Genomic DNA, 19,924 nt, shown 5'->3' on the forward strand with positions numbered 1-19,924 from the left:
CCTCAAAACTGAACAATGCATATTTGGTCAAGTCCTCGACCTATTAGTACCTATCAGCTTAAGACATTACTGCCCTTACACCTTAGGCCTATCAACCAGATGGTCTTTCTGGGGTCTTACTGACTTACGTCATGGGAAATCTAATCTTGAGGGGGGCTTCGCGCTTAGATGCCTTCAGCGCTTATCCCGTCCGTACATAGCTACTCAGCCATGCCGCTGGCGCGACAACTGATACACCAGAGGTACGTCCATCCCGGTCCTCTCGTACTAAGGACAGCTCCTCTCAAATTTCCTGCGCCCACAGCGGATAGGGGACCGAACTGTCTCACGACGTTCTGAACCCAGCTCGCGTGCCTCTTTTAATGGGCGAACAGCCCAACCCTTGGGACCTACTTCAGCCCCAGGATGAGACGAGCCGACATCGAGGTGCCAAACCTCCCCGTCGATGTGGACTCTTGGGGGAGATAAGCCTGTTATCCCCGGGGTAGCTTTTATCCGTTGAGCGATGGCCCTTCCACTCGGAACCACCGGATCACTAAGCCCGACTTTCGTCCTTGCTCGACTTGTAAGTCTCGCAATCAAGCTCCCTTCTGCCTTTTACACTCTACGCGCGATTTCCGACCGCGCTGAGGGAACCTTTTGGGCGCCTCCGTTACCTTTTTAGGAGGCGACCGCCCCAGTCAAACTGCCCACCTGACAGTGTCCCAAAGCTGGATTCACAGCTTCTGGTTAGAACTTCAGTATTACAAGAGTGGTATCCCAACGGCGACTCCACACATACTGGCGTACATGCTTCTAAGTCTCCCACCTATGCTGTACATGTAATACCAAAATCCAGTGTCAGGCTACAGTAAAGCTCCACGGGGTCTTTCCGTCCTGCTGCGGGTAACCGGCATCTTCACCGGTACTACAATTTCACCGAGTCTATTGTTGAGACAGTGCCCAAATCGTTACGCCTTTTCGTGCGGGTCGGAACTTACCCGACAAGGAATTTCGCTACCTTAGGACCGTTATAGTTACGGCCGCCGTTTACTGGGGCTTAAGTTCAGTGCTTCACTTACGTTAACACGTCCCCTTAACCTTCCAGCACCGGGCAGGCGTCAGCCCCTATACATCGTCTTTTCGACTTAGCAGAGACCTGTGTTTTTTTGCTAAACAGTCGCTTGGGCCTATTCTCTGCGGCCACCTCGGGCTTTAACACCCTACCGTGGCACCCCTTCTCCCTAAGTTACGGGGTCATTTTGCCGAGTTCCTTAACAATAGTTCTCTCGCTCGCCTTAGGATTCTCTCCTCACCTACCTGTGTCGGTTTGCGGTACGGGCACCTAGATCTCGCTAGAGGCTTTTCTCGACAGTGTGGAATCAGCAAGTTCGCTACTATATTTCGCTCCCCATCACCTTTCAGGATTGCCTACGCGGATTTGCCTACATAGACTCCCTACGGGCTTAGACGCACACAACCAACGGTGCGCTTAGCCTATCCTCCTGTGTCACCCCATTGCTCAAACGATTTTCGGTGGTACAGGAATTTCAACCTGTTGTCCATCGCCTACGACTTTCGTCCTCGGCTTAGGTCCCGACTAACCCTGAGCGGACGAACCTTCCTCAGGAAACCTTAGGTTTTCGGCGGGTAGGATTCTCACCTACCTCTCGCTACTCATGCCAACATTCTCTCTTCTATACAGTCCACCATTCCTTTCGGTATGACTTCAGCCCGTATAGAATGCTCCCCTACCCCTACCAATAATATAAATACTATCAGTAAGCCGTAGCTTCGGTGACAGGTTTGAGCCCCGGTAATTTTCGGCGCAGGATCACTCGACTAGTGAGCTATTACGCACTCTTTAAATGAGTGGCTGCTTCTAAGCCAACATCCTAGTTGTCTATGCAATCCCACATCCTTTTCCACTTAACCTGTACTTAGGGACCTTAGCTGACGGTCTGGGCTGTTTCCCTCTCGACTATGAATCTTATCACACATAGTCTGACTCCCAAAGATATGATTACGGCATTCGGAGTTTGATAGTCTTCGGTAACCGGTGAGGGCCCCTAGGACATTCAGTGCTCTACCTCCGTATCACTAACTTTGAGGCTAGCCCTAAAGCTATTTCGGGGAGAACCAGCTATCTCCGAGTTCGATTGGAATTTCTCCGCTATCCACAAGTCATCCCAGCCTTTTTCAACAGACATGGGTTCGGTCCTCCACGAAATTTTACTTCCGCTTCAACCTGCTCATGGATAGGTCACCCGGTTTCGGGTCTACGGCATACAACTAAATCGCCCTATTCAGACTCGCTTTCGCTGCGGCTCCGTAGCTTAACTACTTAACCTTGCTGCATACCGTAACTCGTTGGCCCGTTCTACAAAAAGTACGCGGTCGTTCATATAAAGAACTTCCACCGCTTGTAAACATAGGGTTTCAGGTTCTATTTCACTCCCCTCCCGGGGTTCTTTTCACCTTTCCCTCACGGTACTATGCGCTATCGGTCACCAGGTAGTATTTAGCCTTGGGGGGTGGTCCCCCCTGCTTCCCACAAGGTTTCACGTGTCTCGTGGTACTCTGGAGTATACTCAAGCTAAACTTTGTTTCGCCTACAGGACTATTACCTCCTATGGTGGGCCTTTCCAGACCTCTTCGGCTACAAATTCTTCGCTCTTATGAGTATATCCGCAACCCCTAGAAAAAATTTTCTAGGTTTGGGCTAATCCCCTTTCGCTCGCCGCTACTTAGGGAATCGAGTTTTCTTTCTTTTCCTCAGGGTACTTAGATGTTTCAGTTCCCCTGGTATGCCTCCTCACTACCTATGGATTCAGTAGTGGGTACCTAAGTATTACCCTAGGTGGGTTTCCCCATTCGGAAATCCCCGGATCAAAACTTGCTTGCAGTTCCCCGAGGCTTATCGCAGCTTACCACGTCCTTCTTCGGCTCCTGGTGCCAAGGCATTCACCCTATGCTCTTTATAACTTGACCAGAAATTGTATTTTATGCATTGTTCAGTTTTCAAAGTACATTTTACTTCATAAAATGTACGGCGCCAACAAAATCATTCGTTACACTCATGATTTCTGTTGCTTAAAGTACATCCTACGATTTGAAAGATCATTTGATCTTTCAAAACTAAACAGTGTAAGTTAAGCCTTTCTCCTTAGAAAGGAGGTGATCCAGCCGCACCTTCCGATACGGCTACCTTGTTACGACTTCACCCCAGTCATTGGTTTCACCTTCGGCAGCTTCCTCCAAAATGGTTAGATAGCTGACTTCGGGCGCCCCCAACTCCCATGGTGTGACGGGCGGTGTGTACAAGACCCGGGAACGCATTCACCGCGGCATTCTGATCCACGATTACTAGCAACTCCAGCTTCATGTGGGCGAGTTGCAGCCCACAATCCGAACTGAGACTGGCTTTTAGGATTTGCTCCGGATTACTCCTTCGCTTCCCGTTGTACCAGCCATTGTAGCACGTGTGTAGCCCAGAACATAAGGGGCATGATGATTTGACGTCATCCCCACCTTCCTCCGAGTTGTCCCCGGCAGTCTCTCTAGAGTGCCCATCCGAAATGCTGGCAACTAAAGACAAGGGTTGCGCTCGTTGCGGGACTTAACCCAACATCTCACGACACGAGCTGACGACAACCATGCACCACCTGTCTCTCTGTCCCCGAAGGGATTTCACCGGTTAAGGTTAATGCAGAGGATGTCAAGTCCTGGTAAGGTTCTTCGCGTTGCTTCGAATTAAACCACATGCTCCGCTGCTTGTGCGGGTCCCCGTCAATTCCTTTGAGTTTCAGTCTTGCGACCGTACTCCCCAGGCGGAGTGCTTAATGCGTTAGCTGCGGCACCTAAGGGTTACCCTCAGACACCTAGCACTCATCGTTTACGGCGTGGACTACCAGGGTATCTAATCCTGTTCGCTCCCCACGCTTTCGTGCCTCAGCGTCAGTTACAGTCCAGAGAGTCGCCTTCGCCACTGGTGTTCCTCCTAATATCTACGCATTTCACCGCTACACTAGGAATTCCACTCTCCTCTCCTGCACTCAAGCCAATAAGTTTCCAAGGCTTACTACGGTTGAGCCGTAGCCTTTCACCCCAGACTTTATCGGCCGCCTACGCACCCTTTACGCCCAGTGATTCCGGATAACGCTCGCCCCCTACGTATTACCGCGGCTGCTGGCACGTAGTTAGCCGGGGCTTCCTCCTAAGGTACCGTCAGTTTTCTTCCCTTAGGACAGAGCTTTACGACCCGAAGGCCTTCATCGCTCACGCGGCGTTGCTGCATCAGGCTTTCGCCCATTGTGCAATATTCCCCACTGCTGCCTCCCGTAGGAGTCTGGACCGTGTCTCAGTTCCAGTGTGGCCGATCACCCTCTCAGGTCGGCTACTGATCGTCGCCTTGGTGAGCCTTTACCTCACCAACTAGCTAATCAGACGCAGGCCCATCCTATACCGATAAATCTTTGACTCATGTATCATGCGATACTAGGGTTTTATGAGGTATTAATCCCGGTTTCCCGAGGCTATCCCTCTGTATAGGGCAGGTTGCCTACGCGTTACTCACCCGTCCGCCGCTAAGCTTATACAACTTCATCCGAAGATTCTGTCGTATTCGCTTCGCTCGACTTGCATGTGTTAGGCACGCCGCCAGCGTTCATCCTGAGCCAGGATCAAACTCTCTCAAAAAATCTTCGAGGTTAAAAATTATTGCTGGCTTAATTTCTTACACTGTGTAGTTTTCAAAGATCAAACATCTTATCGCCATTTAGCAACTTTTTTATCTTATCATTTTTTGTCGAATCTGTCAACTATTTTTTTGATTTTTTTATTCTGTATTGACGCGACGACAATTTACATATTACCATACTGATTCTTATATGTCAATTATTAATTTATTCTAATCTTTTTCCTCAAAAGAGACAATTGATACTATATCGCATTTTATTATTAAAGTCAATATTTTTTTGTAAATTATTATGTTATTCTATTCCTAAATTAACATTTCTTAATTATTATAAGTATTTTACCCTTCCCTTATTCATAAAATTTTCAATATAATCATTTAAAAAGAAGCCCACTTTTTTATATTTTAATGAGCTTCTTTTTTTATACTATTTCACTTGTTCCATACCTTTATTTAATGCTTTTATATTAATATTCACAAATTTTTCTTTCACATTATTTTTTACAATTTTTCCCCAATCCACTTCTTCTAACCCCATAGCTTTTGCAAGAGCTCCTAACATAACTACATTCATAGTTTTTATATTTCCTAATTCTTTCGCAATATCTGCTGCTTTAAAAATTGTTGTATCAGCTTTTTCTTTTAATATTTCAATTACATTCTCAGGATACTTAGCATCCCCTATTAATATAGGAGCAGATGGAATTTCATAATCATTTACTACAACTTTTCCGTCTACTTTTAAATGATCTAACCATCTTAATGTCTCCATTTTTTCAAAAGATACAATAATATCCGCTTGACCTTTTCCTATGATTGGAGAATATACCTTTTTCCCATATCTAACTTGTGTCGTAACACTCCCACCTCTTTGCGCCATACCATGCACTTCAGACATCTTTACATCATATCCTGCACTAATTAAACCTTGTGCTAAAATTTTACTAGCTAAGATTATTCCTTGCCCTCCTACACCTACTAATAAAATATTTTTTACCTCTGCCATATTTATTCACCCACCTTTTCAATAGCATCAAACGGACATGCTTGAAGACATACATCACAACCTACACACATATCTTCATTAATACTAGCTTTTTCATCAAAAGATATAGCAGGACACCCTGTTTTTGTACAAATTCTACACGCTTTACACTTCTCTTCATCTACTTTACATATTGTTCTTTTATTGCCGAATTTTTCAATATCTTCTGGAGATGGCTTTTTAAGAACACATGGCCATTCAGTAATAATCACAACTGGTTCTGTTTTATCTAAAGCTTCATCAATCGTCTTTTTACAAGCATCTAAATCTAATGGATTTATTATATATATATTTTCTTTCTTTATACCTACCGCTTCACAAAGCAATGGTATATTTATTGCGTGTGTTTTATCTCCTTGAAGAGTATACCCAGTACCAGGATTTTCTTGATGTCCAGTCATACCTGTAATTCTATTATCAAGTATTACAGTAACAGCATTTCCTTTGTTATATACAATATCCATAAGTCCAGTGACTCCTGAATGGAAGAAAGTTGAGTCCCCAATAACACCTACAACCTTCTTATCAATACCATTAAATTCAAATGCTTTTTGAGCTCCATGTCCAGCACTTACACTTGCTCCCATACAAATACATGTATCCATAGCTGATAAAGGCTCTGCTGAACCTAAAGTATAACAACCTATATCTCCAGTAATCATAATATTTTTCTTCTTAGCCAACATGTAGAAGAATCCTCTATGTGGACATCCAGCACACAATGTTGGAGGTCGTCCTACTATTTTTGCTTCATCATATTGAATAGTTTGTCTTTCTTCTTTTAATATAGCTTTTGCAATAATATCTGGGTTCAGTTCTCCTATTCTAGGAATTAATTCCTTACCAATACATTTTATACCAGCAGCTTTCATCTGTTCTTCTATATATGGTTCTAACTCTTCTATAACATATAAAACTTCTACTTCATTAGCAAACTCTTCAATTTTTTTCATAGGTAATGGGTGAGTAAAACCTAACTTAAGGTAAGATGCAGTATCTCCAAAAACTTCTTTTGCATATTGATAAGCAATACCAGAAGTAACTATACCTATCTTTTTATCATTCCACTCTATTTTATTTAGCTCAGTTTCATTACTAAATTTTTCTAGTTGTTTTAATCTTTCTTCTACCTTTACATGAAGAACTCTACCATTTGCTGGCGTTGCAACATACTTAGAAATATCCTTTTTATACGGTTTTATACCAACTTCTTCTCTTTCTCCTAATTCAACAAGAGTTTTACTATGACAGATTCTTGTAGTAACCCTAAACAACACAGGTGTATCATACTTTTCACTGATTTCTAAAGCAATTTTCACAAAATCTTTCGCTTCTTGACTATCACTCGGCTCTATCATTGCTACTTTTGAGAATTTTGCATAATATCTATTATCCTGTTCATTTTGAGAACTATGCATTCCTGGATCATCTGCTGATACTAAAATTAGTCCTCCATTTACACCTGTATACGCATAAGTAAACAGTGGATCTGCAGCAACATTAACTCCAACATGTTTCATCGCTGCAAGAGCTCTAGCTCCAGCTATAGATGCACCAATAGCAGCCTCTAAAGCTACTTTCTCATTAGGTGCCCATTCTGCATATACATGTTCCTTATAAGGTGCTATATTTTCTAATATTTCAGTACTAGGTGTTCCTGGATATGCAGAAACAAAAGTAACGCCAGCCTCATATGCTCCACGAGCAATTGCTTCATTTCCTGTCAAAAACTCCTTCATGTTTTCACTCTCCTTTAAGTTTATAATTTACTTATTTGCTGCAATTACACATCCTAAAGCAATTGAATTCAGTTTTGCTTCATGCGTATCAGCCCTAGAAACTAAAACTACAGGGGCCTTCGCGCCCATAATTATTCCTGCTGATTCTGCATTTGCAAAATAAGTTAAAGCTTTTCCAATACCATTACCAACTTCAATAGTTGGTACAAGTAAAACATCTGCATCTCCTGCAACTTCACTATCAAATTTTTTAATTTGTGCTGCTTCCTTTGATATAGCCAAATCAAGCGCTAACGGACCATCTACAATAACACCTTTACCAAACTCTCCATTTTCACTCATCTGTTTTAACATATCTGCATCAATAGTTGCTTGCATTTTGGAACTTACCTTTTCTTTTGCTGCTAAGGCTGCAACTTTAACCCTTTCTATCCCCATTGATTTTGCTACTTGTATAGCATTTTTTGTAATTTTTACTTTTTCTTCTAAAACTGGTGCTATGTTCATTCCTCCATCCGTTAAAAATAGTAGCTTATGATATGTTGGAATATCATAGACCATTACATGACTTAACTGACTATCTGTTCTTAGCCCTATTTCCTTATCCAACACAGCCTTTAGTAAAATAGAAGTATCTAGTAATCCTTTCATAACAAAATCTGCTTGTCCTGAACTTACTAATCTTACTGCCGTCTTCGCAGAATCTTCTAACTCTTTTTGATCAATAATTTCATATTGATCCATTTTTAAATCATTTTCTTTTGCAATTTGATTGATTTTTTCTTTGTCTCCAATAAATATAGGCTCAATAATTCCTAGCTGAGATGCACCACAAACAGCAACTAAAACTTCTTCGTCTTGTGCTGCTGCCACTGTCAATCTCATTTTTTTCTGTTCTTTTGCAACCTTAATTAATTCTTCAAAATTTTTAACCATTCTATCACTCCATATATTTTTTATTTTATTAAAATTTTTTAATAGCTAGTAAACAAAAATTTTAAGCTTTTATATAAAACATACTATATAATTATAATATACTATAATTTACTGAATTTTTCTAGTACTTTGAAATATTATTTGTTTATTTGATAAACTTTTATAAATATAGACTTTATAGAAACATAAAAAGAACATCAATATATGTGATGTTCTTTTTTACATTAAATTTAGTTTTTGAATACACTGCTTTGTAATCTCATCATTTGGATTTATCTGCATGGATTTTTCTAAAACTTCTCTAGCTAAATCTAATTTACCACTTTCCATGTATACCATTCCTAAATTAGCTAGTATCTCACTATCATTTTCTTTAAATTGAAGAGCTTTACGAAAATATTTTTCTGCCTTGTCAAAATCATAGATAGAAGCATAGCATAACCCTAATTCGTTTAATGTATCTACTTGTGTTGGCTTTATTGTCAGTATTTTTTTTAGATAGTTTATTGCTTCTTGTATATTTCCTAATTGCCTATACCCTAGTCCAACAAAAAACAGTAAATTCCACCAATCAGAATATTTTTCTAATAGTGGTAATAATTTTTCAATTCCTAAATCTGGTTGATTGTTTAAAATATATGTATATCCTTCTTCATATTGTATTTGGTCCTTTAGTTCCTTCATCTGAAACAATATTTCTTTTCTTTTTTCTTCATCTATATCTAAGCTTAAACACTTCTCCCATGTTAATTGAGCTTTTTTAAACAGATTTTGGTTTGCATAATGAAACCCTAAGTGGTAATATGCCAAAGAAAAATCAGGATATTTTTCAGTAATTATCTCTAAAATTTCAATTGCTTCTCTCTTAAAATCCTTTTTCTTTTCTTTATTTTCTGAAGCTGAAGCAATATCTTGGCAACATCTAGCACAATTATATAGTCCATTAATATTGTTTTCATCTAATGTAATAAGTGCTTTAAAATATATAAGTGCATCATAAAATTTTCCTTCTTCCGCAAGCTTTAAACCCTCATAACTGATATAATCTTCTATCTGTGTATCAAATGCATATAAAAACTTTTTATAATCTTGTATATATTTAAAATCACAATCTAGCCCAATTACAAAAATCATTCCTCTTGCCATACCTGCTAAAGATAGATTATAGTCTGTATCCCCTTCTTTAATTGGCTTAACCAATTCATTGATATTCATTGGGATTGGTATATCTTTTAAGATTTCAAATTTAGGATCTCCTATATGAGCATCCTTTTTTAATTCAATAAAAACAACTTTATCTAATCGATCTTTCATATATTTCTCTATTCTTTTTAACATATAACGCCTCCTAAGTCTCACTCATTGATTATAATATAGTCATCTTTACTTATATACATTTCTCATAAATATTCTTTTTCTTCTCGTTGTACTACTTAAAATATCAAACAACAATCCCCTATAAACCATCATAAAAGATAATAAAAATTGCCCTGCAAAATAAATGATTATGCTCCTTATCGATAGATGAAGAAAAGAAACTCCTAAAAAAACATTATATGTTAGCATCCTTCCCATAACAATATAAAGCAATAATCCTAAAAATATATTTGGTACAAACCAGTCTATCCAATTTTCTTTTATAAAAGAAAATGAATAGTTAAAACTTTCTCCTACAGCATAATGCTTTTGATAAATAACTTCTGGTAAACAATTTAACAATAAAAATGCTATCCATTGCAATAAAGCCCAAAAAGAAATAAATCCTATTTTTACCCTGAGTATAGAACCTAATAACAAACTTGCCCCATAATTCACCAACCATATAACAACCATCGCTCCATATATTTTCCAAATATATACAGTAAATCCTCTTTTAAAATCTTCAAAAGAAATTTTCCCATACCTAATAATATTTTCAATTAAATATAAATAGTTAGAAAATAAAGCACTTACCACTAAAGATAGTAATATACCTGCTAATATCCAAAATAAAGATGCAATTCGAAATAATAAGATTGAAATAATAGAATATATTATTCCTGTAAAAACAATAGGCCAATTTTTTACTGCTAATTGAAATGCTTTTGGAATAATATTTTTATTCGTTTCAACAATATCTTGAAAAATATTCATAATACCCCCTCCTAAATATGCACTTTATAATATTTACTTTTAGCAAAAACTTTACTATCTAATTCATAATCAAACAAAATAGTAGTCATTCTTTCTTCTACTCTTTCATTTTTATTTTTTATAATCTTAAATATATCATATTTAAAATTCTCAAAATGTACTTTTTTTATGATTTGTTTTACAGCAATCCCTTTGTATTTTTTTAAATATCTTTCTATGTTCTCTTCTTTATGCAAAAAGGCATGGACTCTTTGATGAAAATCTTCCAATTCCACATGTAAAAAAAAGTTTGGCAGAGAAGTTTTTCCCTGCATAAGATAATCAAATTTTAGTATTTCTCGAAAAACATCTAGATTATCCAATCTATTTTCTTCATAAAAATTTAATAAAATTTCGTACAATTTAACTTTACTATGGGAAATATTATGATATCCTTTCTCTTCCCAAAAGTCTGCTAATGCATGATAAAAGTCTGCAGGTTGTTCATAAAAATTTACTATTATATAGTCAATGGCATTTTGAAATCCATGAGAGTTGTAAAACATTTCTACCATTTCTTCTATCATTTTTAATTTCAAAATCTCTTTATAACTAATATACTTATTTTCTAGCACCTCATAAGGTGCTTCTTCTCTAAAAATATATCCATAAAGTTCTTTATCTTTTCTAATACCTGATCCCTTTAATAATTTTAAAAAACCCAATTGAAGCTTTTCTGGTTTTAAAAAATATACTTCGTTAAAGGATTTTTTAAATCTTTCAAAGCTTTCATAAGGCAGTCCCGCTATTAAATCTAAATGCAGATGAATATTTCGAAAGCTCGATATTTTTTTTACTACCTGGCTAAGTATTTTAAAATCTACCTTTCTATCTATACTCTCCATCGTTTTATCATAAGTAGTTTGGACCCCTACTTCAAATTGAAATAACCCTTCCCTTACTGTAGAAAGAAAATCTAAAGTCTCATCATCTAACAAATCAGCTGTAATTTCAAAGTGAAAATTTGTATAGCCATTATCATTTTGCACAATATATTTCATTATTTCAAGACTATGACTCTTTTTAACATTAAAAGTTCTATCTACAAACTTCACTTGCTTTACTCTTTCTTTTAAAAAGATACTTAAATCTCTTTTTACTCTATCAATAGGAAAAAACCTTACCCCCTTTATAGTTGACGACAAGCAATATCTACAATTATGCGGGCATCCTCTTGAACTTTCATAATATATAATTTTATTTTTATATTCTTCTAATCCTTCCGTATATGGAGAAGGAATATTTCCTAAATCTTTCATCAATTCTCTATCCGCATTTTTTATGACTATATTTCCTTCTCTATATGTAATTCCTTTTATATCATTTTGTTTTCCTCTTTTATTTATCAAAAAATCTAATAATTCCTTAAAAGTTTCTTCTCCCTCTCCAGATATAATATAGTCAATAGCATTTTCTTTCTCCATTAAATCTATAGGGTCAAAACTCACTTCTGGTCCACCTAATATAATTTTTAGCCTTGGACTTACCTTTTTTAAGTTTCTCACAATTTTCAAAATTTCTGATATGTTCCATATATAACAAGAAAAACATATTATATCATATTGCCCTTTATAAATTTCACCTAAAACATAATCCGTATTATGGTTAATTGTATATTCTTTTATAGTCATATTATCAAAGGTATCCTTACAAAAACTATGTAGATAACGTAAAGATAAAGCAGTATGAATATATTTAGAATTTAAAGTAGTTAGTAAAATTTTCATCTTTTGTATTCCTTTCTATCAAAACTCTTCTATCATTAATTATTTTTATCATTACCAAATACATTATATCAAATTCATTCATAAATCAATATAAAATAGGTATTTTCCTATCTTCTGAATCCTTTTATATGAATAAATCGTAGTTTTTTAAAATTATAATTTGATAAAGGATAATAAATTCTATCAATTGTATGAGCTGCTATGAAAATGCTATCTAGCATTCGATTGCCAGGTTTTATATCTATTACCACAGGACTATGGTCATACCTATAATCATATTGAAAATTTATTTGTACAATGTCTCCAATCTCTATGCCATATATATCAGTTTCTTCGCCAACAGGTCCTATAGACCTATTGTTTATAAGAAATTGATAAAAATATTCTACACTCGTCCATGCAGGAGCTCTATCCTTTAGATTTCTAAAATACCATCCATATTTATTATAATTCATAGGACATCCACCAGCATGAACAACCTGTGATGCAAAATTTGTACAATCGCCTCCCATCTTTTCAAAATCTGCATATCTAGGATTACGGCCAAGAGCCCACCTTATCGCATAACTTACAGCTTTCTCTCTATTGTATTCATAAAGTTTCATAATCAAACACCCCCTAACTATACTTATGCTCAAAACAAAAACAATCTTTTCAGATTATTTGTTATTTTGAAAATTATTTTATTTCTTTGATTGTTTGTATGATATAATATAATCAATCCAATTAAGGAGGGATTTTTATGACCATTTTCTCATCTAGACTACTTAGACACAAATTTTGCATAGAAGAATTAAAAAAAATAGGTGCAGAAGTCATGGAAATTGAAGGAATAATGTTTATTGTAAAATATCATAAAGATAATTTACATATTGAATATCTTTATCATATTAATCCAGATAATAGTTATCTACTTGAACGAATTAAACCTTATTCACTCGTTATTGATGAATATCTTACAGAAGAAGATGTAATAACAGCTATACAAAATGATTTAGATCAATTTAAAAATGCAAGAAAAAGTAAAAACTTTAATGATTTTGTAAGCATCGATAAAAACCTAACAAAAATCGTAAGATATTTTGAAGATTTATACTTATATTATAATATTGACAAAAATGACATTGCATTCTTAAAAAAAGAAGTAAATAATATGGTAAATGCTATTATGGAAATTAAAAATAGAAGTAAAAGAGTATACCATAAAACTGAACCTCAGAGTTTTAAATAAGGAAATGTATCTCATTTCCTTTTTTTATGTCATAAAAAATATATAATTTATCAGATTTTGAAGGTTTTATGAAATTTATATCGAATAAAACAATATATTCGTATTAAAGAAAGGGGATTTATATGGAATATTTTGACAGAATTTCAATCGAAGAAATTTCCAAAAGGGATATGTTAATGATTTTAAAAGCTCTTGAATATACAGGAAAAAGCACTAATATCGATTCTTTTCTTTCTCTAAAAGATAGTATTTTAAATCAATTATGCTCTATAGCAGAAACAACAGAAGAAGAATTTCTCTGTTATTTAGAAAAATAAAGTAAAAAACACAGCCGTAAAGACTGTGTTTTTTTATAATCTTCTAAGCATTTCATCTTTCATACCATAAGGATATTCTAGCATTGAGCTTAATTGCTTTAGTAAATGCTTTTTGTCATTTGGCAGTGTCCCTGCTAATGCAACATAATTTGAGGCATGATTACTTCTAAAAATACAGTTTTCTACATTTAAATTTTCTATTAACTCTTTCGTCTCAAGAACCACCTCTTTTGGTGTCAGAAGTTTAAATTCTCCATTTTTTACTTCATCATATATTTTAGTTCCTGGTTGAATCAACAAGGTTAACAATCCTAAATAGTGAGGATTGATTTCATTAATAATCCTTGCAGATTCTTTTGCATGCTTTAACCACTTTTCCTTTCCACCTAATCCTGATATCAAGGTTACAGATAAGTTGATCCCTGACGAAACAATTCTTTTACCAGCCTGTATTATTTCTTCAGAAGTAACTCCCTTTTGGATATGTTCTAATATTTCATCGCTCCCTGATTCAACACCTAAATAAGCAATGCCTAGTCCTAGTTTTTTTAAATGTTTTAGTTCTTCAACGCTTTTTCTTAATATGTCTTTCGGTGCACTATATATACCTACACGCTCACATTCTGGAAAAAGTTCTTTTATTTTTAATAATATTTTCTCTAAATTTTCTGTTTTTAATACCAGTGCATTTCCATCAGCTAAAAATATTCGTTTTACATGACTATAATAATTTCTTGCCATTTCTAAATCTTCTTCAATTTCTTTTATATCTCTTATTCTAAATTTCTTATCTTTATACATACTACAAAAAGTACATTTGTTATGAGAACAACCAATTGTTGCTTGAATAATTAGGCTGTATGCTTCACTAGGTGGCCTAAAAACACTTCCTTCATATCTCATTCATTTCCCTCCAATTACATTCTTTCAGGAGCAGCAATTCCAAGTAGCCCTAAACCATTTTTTATAGTCTGTTTTGCCGCATAAACAAGGGCTAATCTAGCTTTTTGTAACTCTTTATCTTCTACAATAATAGGAGAATTATGATAGAATCTATTAAATGCTTGGGCAACATCCACAATGTATCTAGTTACAATAGATGGTTCATATTTTCTTGCAGCCTCTTCTACTGTAGCAGGAAACATTTGAATTAATCTTACCAAATCCATTGCATCTTCATTAGATAATAAACCATAATCTACATTTTCATCTATAGTTACTTGTGCTTTTCTTAATACACTGCATGCTCTTGCATGAGTATATTGAACATAAGGACCTGTTTCTCCATCAAAGTTTAAAGTTCTATCCCATGAAAATGTATAATCTTTTATTCTATTATTTGATAACTCTTGAAAAACGACTGCACCTATTCCAACTTGTTTTGCTGTTTCATCTATATTCTCTAAATTTGCATTTTTCTCTCCTATAATTTCTTTTGTTTTTTCAACAGCTTTTTTTAGTACATCTTCTAAAAATACTACTCTACCCTTTCTTGTAGACATTGTTCCTTCTTCAAGACTTACTAAACCAAACGGAACATGAATACAATCTTTTGCCCATTCATAACCCATAAGTTCTACAACTTTGAACCATTGTTGAAAATGTAGATTTTGCTGTGATGCTACAACATATATATTTTTATAAAAATCATAATGTTCTTTTCTATAAATTGCCGCAGTAATATCTCTTGTTATATATAGCGTAGAACCATCACTTTTTCTTATTAATGCTGGTGGCATACCATATTCTTCTAAATCTACGATATCTGCTCCTTTTGATTTTTTAAGCATATTTTTCTCTTCCATCATTTTTAATACCCTAGGCATTTTATCAGAATAAAAACTTTCTCCAGCATAAGAATCAAAAGAAATATTTAACATATTATAAACACGATTAAATTCTTTTAAACTAACTTCTCTAAACCACTGCCAAAGTCTCTTTGCTTCTTCATCTCCATCTTCTAATTTTTTAAACCACATTCTGCCTTCATCTTCTAATTCAGGGTTTTTTTCCGCTTCCTCATGGAATCGAATATATAGCTTTAACAATGTAGGAATTGGATTTTCTTCGACTTCTTTTTCATCTCCCCAATTTTTATAAGCAACAATTAACTTACCAAATTGTGTTCCATAATCTCCAAGATGATTTATTGTAATCGTATCATAACCTAAAAAATCATATAATTTATATATTGAATTTCCAATCACTGTACTTCTTATATGCCCAATGTGAAAAGGCTTTGCTATATTAGGAGATGAAAATTCAACGATTACCTTTTTACCTTCTCCTATATTAGACGAACCAAAGGTATCTTTCTTTGTTAGAACCTCTCCAATAACAGATTTTGCAAAAGTTACTTTATCAATAAAGAAATTTACATAAGCAGCAACATTTTCAACTTTTTCAAATAGATCATTCTCCTTGATATCTTCAGCAATTTCCTGTGCAATCATGTTTGGTGCTTTTCTAAAAATCTTCGCTAATTTAAAGCATGGAAAAGCAAAATCTCCCATCTGAGAATTTGGTGGAATTTCTATCATTTCAATTATTTCATCCTTCGTTAGTTCTTCAATTCTTTGAGACAGAATCTTAGCTATTTCTCTTTTAAAATCAATCATATATATCCTCCTCTTGTATAATAGTCAAAAACAAAAACTCCCACCTCTTAAATTAAGAGACGAGAGTTTTCCCGTGTTACCACTCTTATTGATACAACATGTATCCACTCTATTCCTCTATAACGGAAGGACTCCGTTTTGCCTACTCATTTCAGCAAAAATCTCCAAGGTACGCTTCAATCTTAGTAGTGTATCGGACTCTCACCCTCTCCGATTCGCTTTGACACATCCTAGGATCTACTCTCCTCTTCACCGATAAAAGATTCATTTTGACTAATAATTTATCATATATTTTTCCCTAAATCAAGGGTTTTTCATTGTTTATTTTTTTCTTTAGAAAAATTGTAATTCTAAAGTTTAAAAAATATTGATTCTGACAAATTCTGTTAAAATATAGTATAATAAACAATAAAATATTCATTTTAAACTGGAGGATGGATAGTATGCATAAAAAATTAGGAATTTTAGGTGGAATGGGGCCTTTAGCAACAGCTGATCTATTTAGAAAGATTATACTCCTTACAAAAGCAAAGTGTGACCAAGAACATATCCATATATTAATTGATAATAATACATCTATACCGGATAGAACTGCTCATTTAATCGCTGGTGGAGAGGATCCAAGAAAATATTTAATAGAATCCGCTAAAAGATTAGAATCAATGGGTGCAGATTTTTTAATTATGCCTTGTAATACAGCTCATTATTTCTATGAAGATATTATTAAAGAAATTAAAATTCCTTTCCTAAATATGATTGAAGAAACAGCTAAATTTATTTCAGAAAAATATGATCAAAAGAAAATAGGACTTTTAGCCACTGAAGGAACCTGTAAGACAGGTGTATATGATAATATTTTTAATAAATATGATCTAGAAATTATAAAACCTATAAAGAATCAAAAATATGTAACAGATTTTATCTATGGCATAAAGGCAGGGCATAATGATATAAATTTAGAAGGATTTCATAAAGCTGTTGAAGAATTACAAGAAAATAATACAGAAATTTTTATTTTAGGTTGCACAGAACTTTCCGTTGGATATGAAATGTTTAAAATGAAAGGAAATTATATTGATCCATTAGAAGTCATTTCCATTCGTGCTATTAATTTTGCTGGAAAAAAATCTATAAAATAGCAGTACAACTCATATGAGCTGTACTGCTATTTTGTCAATATATGAATAAATATGATACAATGACATTATATCTTTAAACATGGAGGTAGCAAAAGTGAATATTCGATATATCTCTATATTGATGAAATACTTCATAGAAAAAAAAGAGTTTTTTCTATATCCTTACAAAGAAATCAAGAGTATTTTTGACATTGTCTTACAAAAGCAAATTTGGTTTTCCCATTTTTTTGTTGACTTTGTTCATGAAGATTTTTTAAAAGAATCCATAGATTATCAAAAAAGTATTATCTATAATCAACACACAGAAATAAAATTAAAAAATAAATTTAAAAAGTTGTTTTTCTATAAAATAATCTTAATCGAAGACACTAATGATTATGCATTCAAAAATTTAGAAAAATTGGCCTCTTGGTTAGACAAAGAAAGAATCCATATAAACATCATTATCGTTCATATTCCTTCTAATACGATATCTTCTATTTTCTCAAATTTTGAGGATAAAGAAGCACTAACAAATTTTATTTATAAAAACATCAAGTATATTCAATATGAATCAATAGAAGAAGTTAATCTTTTAGAAATTGAAAAAATGACAAAAGAAAAAAAAGGATACTATTTTGAACATAAAAAAGCTTACTTTACTACTATTTTCATGATATTAAATATCCTTTATTTTCTATTTATATCTATGAAAGGTAGCACCACAAATATTTATACGATTATTCAATACGGCGCTAAATATAATCCATTGATTGCAGCCGGAGAGTATTATAGACTAATTACAAATATCTTTATTCACATAGGTATTCTTCATCTAACTCTAAACACTTATGCATTAAAGATATTAGGAAAAGATATTGAATATATGTATGGCTCTTTAAAGTTTGTATTGATTTATCTTTTGGCAGGAATATTTGGAAGCCTTGCTAGTTTTTTATTTAGTAATGCAGTATCAGCAGGTGCTTCAGGAGCCATATTCGGTCTAATGGGTGCTTATCTATATTTTGGAATACGTCGTCCAGCAATTTTTTCAGCAAGATATGGTATGAATATTATTACCCTTTTAATCATTAATATTATCTTTGGTCTTACAAACTCAAATATTGATAATTTTGCACACATAGGAGGACTAATTGGAGGTTTTCTTACTAGCTATGCATTAGGCCTTAAGGGAGAAAAAATATTTAATAGATATTCAAAATAAATTCAGGAGCCTTCCTGTTGATAGACAAACTAAAACCACTCATTTTGAGTGGTTTTTTTCTATTTATCAGGATATAATCCTTGTATATATTCAAAAGGCTTACTTGTATCAACATCATTTATTTTATCTAAAATTTCTCCTTCAATCATAAATTGTACTTTTTCATTTCCTGGTAAAATAGTAAGGGTATTCACTATACTAGCAAGGGTTAGGTAAGTATCTTCCTTATTTTTCTTTAGTCCTTCAACAAATTCTTTTGATAAATCTACTATAACCGTTTCTCCATCTTTTTTTACTGATAGTAATTTTGTTCCCTTTGGAATTGCATTAATATATTCACCAAAACCTTCAAAGTCAATAAGTTCTTTCATAACAAATTCTTCTATACTCATTCCTTTTAACTTTTCATCATTTGCTTTTATGCTATAAGCTTCATCAAATAAAAAAGGCTTGTCTTTATGTCTTAAAAATAGCACATAGTCTATAGTTTTCTCTTCTTTATTCTCATTTCTTTCTTCTTTTACAGTATTCATTGGTTTTTGAATATTTTCTTCTTTTTTATTGCATCCTGTTACAAACATACTAGTTAATAATAGAATACATAAACATATCATAATTGATTTTCGCATCTTTATTCCCCCTTTAAATGAACATTATTTTATATATTCTTTAAAATTTTCTTCATCAAACACACGGATTCCTTCCTTCTTTAACAACGCTGCTGTAACACCATTACCTTCTTTTTTATTCCCCAAAAAACTACCATCATATATTATGCCACATCCACATGATGGACTTCTTGCTTTTAAAATAGCAGTTTCAACCCCGTATAATTTAGCAATTTTTAATGTTTCTTGTGCACCCTTTATAAAATGCAAAGTTTTATCTTCTCCATTTTTATCCATAACTTTTGCTTTGTTCATTAGTACATCTTCACCATTTCCATCAACAATTTCACACGGTATTCTAGACGTAGGCAAACCTCCTAGTTGCTCTGGACATACCAGTATAGCTTTTTTCTCTTTTACAAGCTTTAATATTTCTTTATTTTTATTATTACCCCCATCATATCTACAATTAACCCCTGCTAAACAAGCACTTATTAGTATCAATTCACCACC

General features: G+C 34.0%; 15 protein-coding genes, 2 rRNA genes and 1 other annotated feature. Of the genes, 4 read left to right on the forward strand and 13 right to left on the reverse strand.

Annotated elements, in window-relative coordinates; all coding sequences use genetic code 11:
* Positions 1-23: 23 nt before the first annotated feature.
* The 9 genes from FQB35_RS09080 to FQB35_RS09120 all read right to left on the reverse strand — a co-directional run bounded on the left by FQB35_RS09080 (position 24) and on the right by FQB35_RS09120 (position 12,899).
* Positions 24-2,970 (reverse strand): 23S ribosomal RNA (locus FQB35_RS09080).
* Between the two features lie 179 nt (positions 2,971-3,149).
* Positions 3,150-4,677: ribosomal RNA gene (locus FQB35_RS09085) — 16S ribosomal RNA — on the reverse strand.
* The 16S and 23S rRNA genes sit together here, the layout of an rRNA operon.
* 425 nt (positions 4,678-5,102) lie before the next feature.
* A complete protein-coding gene (locus FQB35_RS09090) occupies positions 5,103-5,681 on the reverse strand; it encodes an indolepyruvate oxidoreductase subunit beta (protein WP_148809623.1) in 579 nt (192 codons plus the stop codon).
* Between the two features lie 2 nt (positions 5,682-5,683).
* Positions 5,684-7,459: an indolepyruvate ferredoxin oxidoreductase subunit alpha gene (gene iorA / locus FQB35_RS09095; RefSeq protein WP_148809624.1), complete on the reverse strand. Its 1,776-nt coding sequence runs from the start codon at positions 7,457-7,459 to the stop codon at positions 5,684-5,686.
* Positions 7,460-7,486: 27 nt separating this feature from the next.
* On the reverse strand, positions 7,487-8,395 hold the full coding sequence (locus FQB35_RS09100; RefSeq protein ID WP_148809625.1) for a bifunctional enoyl-CoA hydratase/phosphate acetyltransferase: 909 nt from the start codon (positions 8,393-8,395) through the stop codon (positions 7,487-7,489).
* Between the two features lie 219 nt (positions 8,396-8,614).
* A complete protein-coding gene (locus FQB35_RS09105) occupies positions 8,615-9,733 on the reverse strand; it encodes a tetratricopeptide repeat protein (protein WP_148809626.1) in 1,119 nt (372 codons plus the stop codon).
* A 45-nt stretch (positions 9,734-9,778) separates the two neighbouring features.
* The gene (locus tag FQB35_RS09110) at positions 9,779-10,528 is read right to left on the reverse strand and encodes a hypothetical protein (protein ID WP_148809627.1); all 750 of its coding nucleotides are present in this window, start codon (positions 10,526-10,528) and stop codon (positions 9,779-9,781) included.
* A gap of 11 nt (positions 10,529-10,539) precedes the next feature.
* Positions 10,540-12,294, reverse strand: a complete 1,755-nt coding sequence (locus tag FQB35_RS09115; RefSeq protein ID WP_148809628.1) for a B12-binding domain-containing radical SAM protein — start codon at positions 12,292-12,294, stop codon at positions 10,540-10,542.
* A gap of 107 nt (positions 12,295-12,401) precedes the next feature.
* Positions 12,402-12,899 (reverse strand): amidase domain-containing protein, encoded by a 498-nt coding sequence (locus FQB35_RS09120; protein ID WP_148809629.1) that lies wholly within the window; start codon positions 12,897-12,899, stop codon positions 12,402-12,404.
* 137 nt (positions 12,900-13,036) lie between these two features.
* Between FQB35_RS09120 and FQB35_RS09125 the strand changes: the two genes are divergently transcribed.
* Both FQB35_RS09125 and FQB35_RS09130 read left to right on the forward strand, forming a co-directional pair.
* The gene (locus FQB35_RS09125) at positions 13,037-13,525 is read left to right on the forward strand and encodes a hypothetical protein (protein WP_148809630.1); all 489 of its coding nucleotides are present in this window, start codon (positions 13,037-13,039) and stop codon (positions 13,523-13,525) included.
* A gap of 122 nt (positions 13,526-13,647) precedes the next feature.
* A complete protein-coding gene (locus FQB35_RS09130; RefSeq protein ID WP_148809631.1) occupies positions 13,648-13,842 on the forward strand; it encodes a hypothetical protein in 195 nt (64 codons plus the stop codon).
* Between the two features lie 33 nt (positions 13,843-13,875).
* On the opposite strand, the gene FQB35_RS09135 is transcribed toward FQB35_RS09130, so the two are convergent.
* Both FQB35_RS09135 and argS read right to left on the reverse strand, forming a co-directional pair.
* On the reverse strand, positions 13,876-14,745 hold the full coding sequence (locus FQB35_RS09135; protein WP_148809632.1) for a radical SAM protein: 870 nt from the start codon (positions 14,743-14,745) through the stop codon (positions 13,876-13,878).
* A 14-nt stretch (positions 14,746-14,759) separates the two neighbouring features.
* The gene (gene argS, locus FQB35_RS09140) at positions 14,760-16,460 is read right to left on the reverse strand and encodes an arginine--tRNA ligase (RefSeq protein WP_148809633.1); all 1,701 of its coding nucleotides are present in this window, start codon (positions 16,458-16,460) and stop codon (positions 14,760-14,762) included.
* Between the two features lie 52 nt (positions 16,461-16,512).
* Positions 16,513-16,722: a binding site (T-box leader), on the reverse strand.
* A gap of 181 nt (positions 16,723-16,903) precedes the next feature.
* Between argS and cuyB the strand changes: the two genes are divergently transcribed.
* Positions 16,904-17,599 carry a cysteate racemase gene (gene cuyB, locus FQB35_RS09145; protein WP_148809634.1) on the forward strand — a complete coding sequence of 232 codons (696 nt, stop codon included), beginning with the start codon at positions 16,904-16,906 and terminating at the stop codon, positions 17,597-17,599.
* A gap of 94 nt (positions 17,600-17,693) precedes the next feature.
* Positions 17,694-18,803, forward strand: a complete 1,110-nt coding sequence (locus FQB35_RS16180; protein WP_168198297.1) for a rhomboid family intramembrane serine protease — start codon at positions 17,694-17,696, stop codon at positions 18,801-18,803.
* Positions 18,804-18,862: 59 nt separating this feature from the next.
* On the opposite strand, the gene FQB35_RS09155 is transcribed toward FQB35_RS16180, so the two are convergent.
* Both FQB35_RS09155 and FQB35_RS09160 read right to left on the reverse strand, forming a co-directional pair.
* Positions 18,863-19,432 (reverse strand): GerMN domain-containing protein, encoded by a 570-nt coding sequence (locus FQB35_RS09155; RefSeq protein ID WP_148809636.1) that lies wholly within the window; start codon positions 19,430-19,432, stop codon positions 18,863-18,865.
* Positions 19,433-19,456: 24 nt separating this feature from the next.
* Positions 19,457-19,915 carry a DUF523 domain-containing protein gene (locus tag FQB35_RS09160; protein ID WP_148809637.1) on the reverse strand — a complete coding sequence of 153 codons (459 nt, stop codon included), beginning with the start codon at positions 19,913-19,915 and terminating at the stop codon, positions 19,457-19,459.
* Between the last annotated feature and the right edge of the window lie 9 nt (positions 19,916-19,924).

This window comes from Crassaminicella thermophila (assembly GCF_008152325.1).
Classification (GTDB): Bacteria; Bacillota; Clostridia; order Peptostreptococcales; family Thermotaleaceae; genus Crassaminicella_A; species Crassaminicella_A thermophila.

Bases quoted from the DNA above. Each gene is read 5' to 3' on its own strand.
- FQB35_RS09090 (WP_148809623.1), bottom strand. From the start codon at position 5,681: ATGGCAGAGGTAAAAAATATTTTATTAGTAGGTGTAGGAGGGCAAGGA.
- iorA (WP_148809624.1), bottom strand. From the start codon at position 7,459: ATGAAGGAGTTTTTGACAGGAAATGAAGCAATTGCTCGTGGAGCATAT.
- FQB35_RS09100 (WP_148809625.1), bottom strand. From the start codon at position 8,395: ATGGTTAAAAATTTTGAAGAATTAATTAAGGTTGCAAAAGAACAGAAA.
- FQB35_RS09105 (WP_148809626.1), bottom strand. From the start codon at position 9,733: ATGTTAAAAAGAATAGAGAAATATATGAAAGATCGATTAGATAAAGTT.
- FQB35_RS09110 (WP_148809627.1), bottom strand. From the start codon at position 10,528: ATGAATATTTTTCAAGATATTGTTGAAACGAATAAAAATATTATTCCA.
- FQB35_RS09115 (WP_148809628.1), bottom strand. From the start codon at position 12,294: ATGAAAATTTTACTAACTACTTTAAATTCTAAATATATTCATACTGCT.
- FQB35_RS09120 (WP_148809629.1), bottom strand. From the start codon at position 12,899: ATGAAACTTTATGAATACAATAGAGAGAAAGCTGTAAGTTATGCGATA.
- FQB35_RS09125 (WP_148809630.1), top strand. From the start codon at position 13,037: ATGACCATTTTCTCATCTAGACTACTTAGACACAAATTTTGCATAGAA.
- FQB35_RS09130 (WP_148809631.1), top strand. From the start codon at position 13,648: ATGGAATATTTTGACAGAATTTCAATCGAAGAAATTTCCAAAAGGGAT.
- FQB35_RS09135 (WP_148809632.1), bottom strand. From the start codon at position 14,745: ATGAGATATGAAGGAAGTGTTTTTAGGCCACCTAGTGAAGCATACAGC.
- argS (WP_148809633.1), bottom strand. From the start codon at position 16,460: ATGATTGATTTTAAAAGAGAAATAGCTAAGATTCTGTCTCAAAGAATT.
- cuyB (WP_148809634.1), top strand. From the start codon at position 16,904: ATGCATAAAAAATTAGGAATTTTAGGTGGAATGGGGCCTTTAGCAACA.
- FQB35_RS09155 (WP_148809636.1), bottom strand. From the start codon at position 19,432: ATGCGAAAATCAATTATGATATGTTTATGTATTCTATTATTAACTAGT.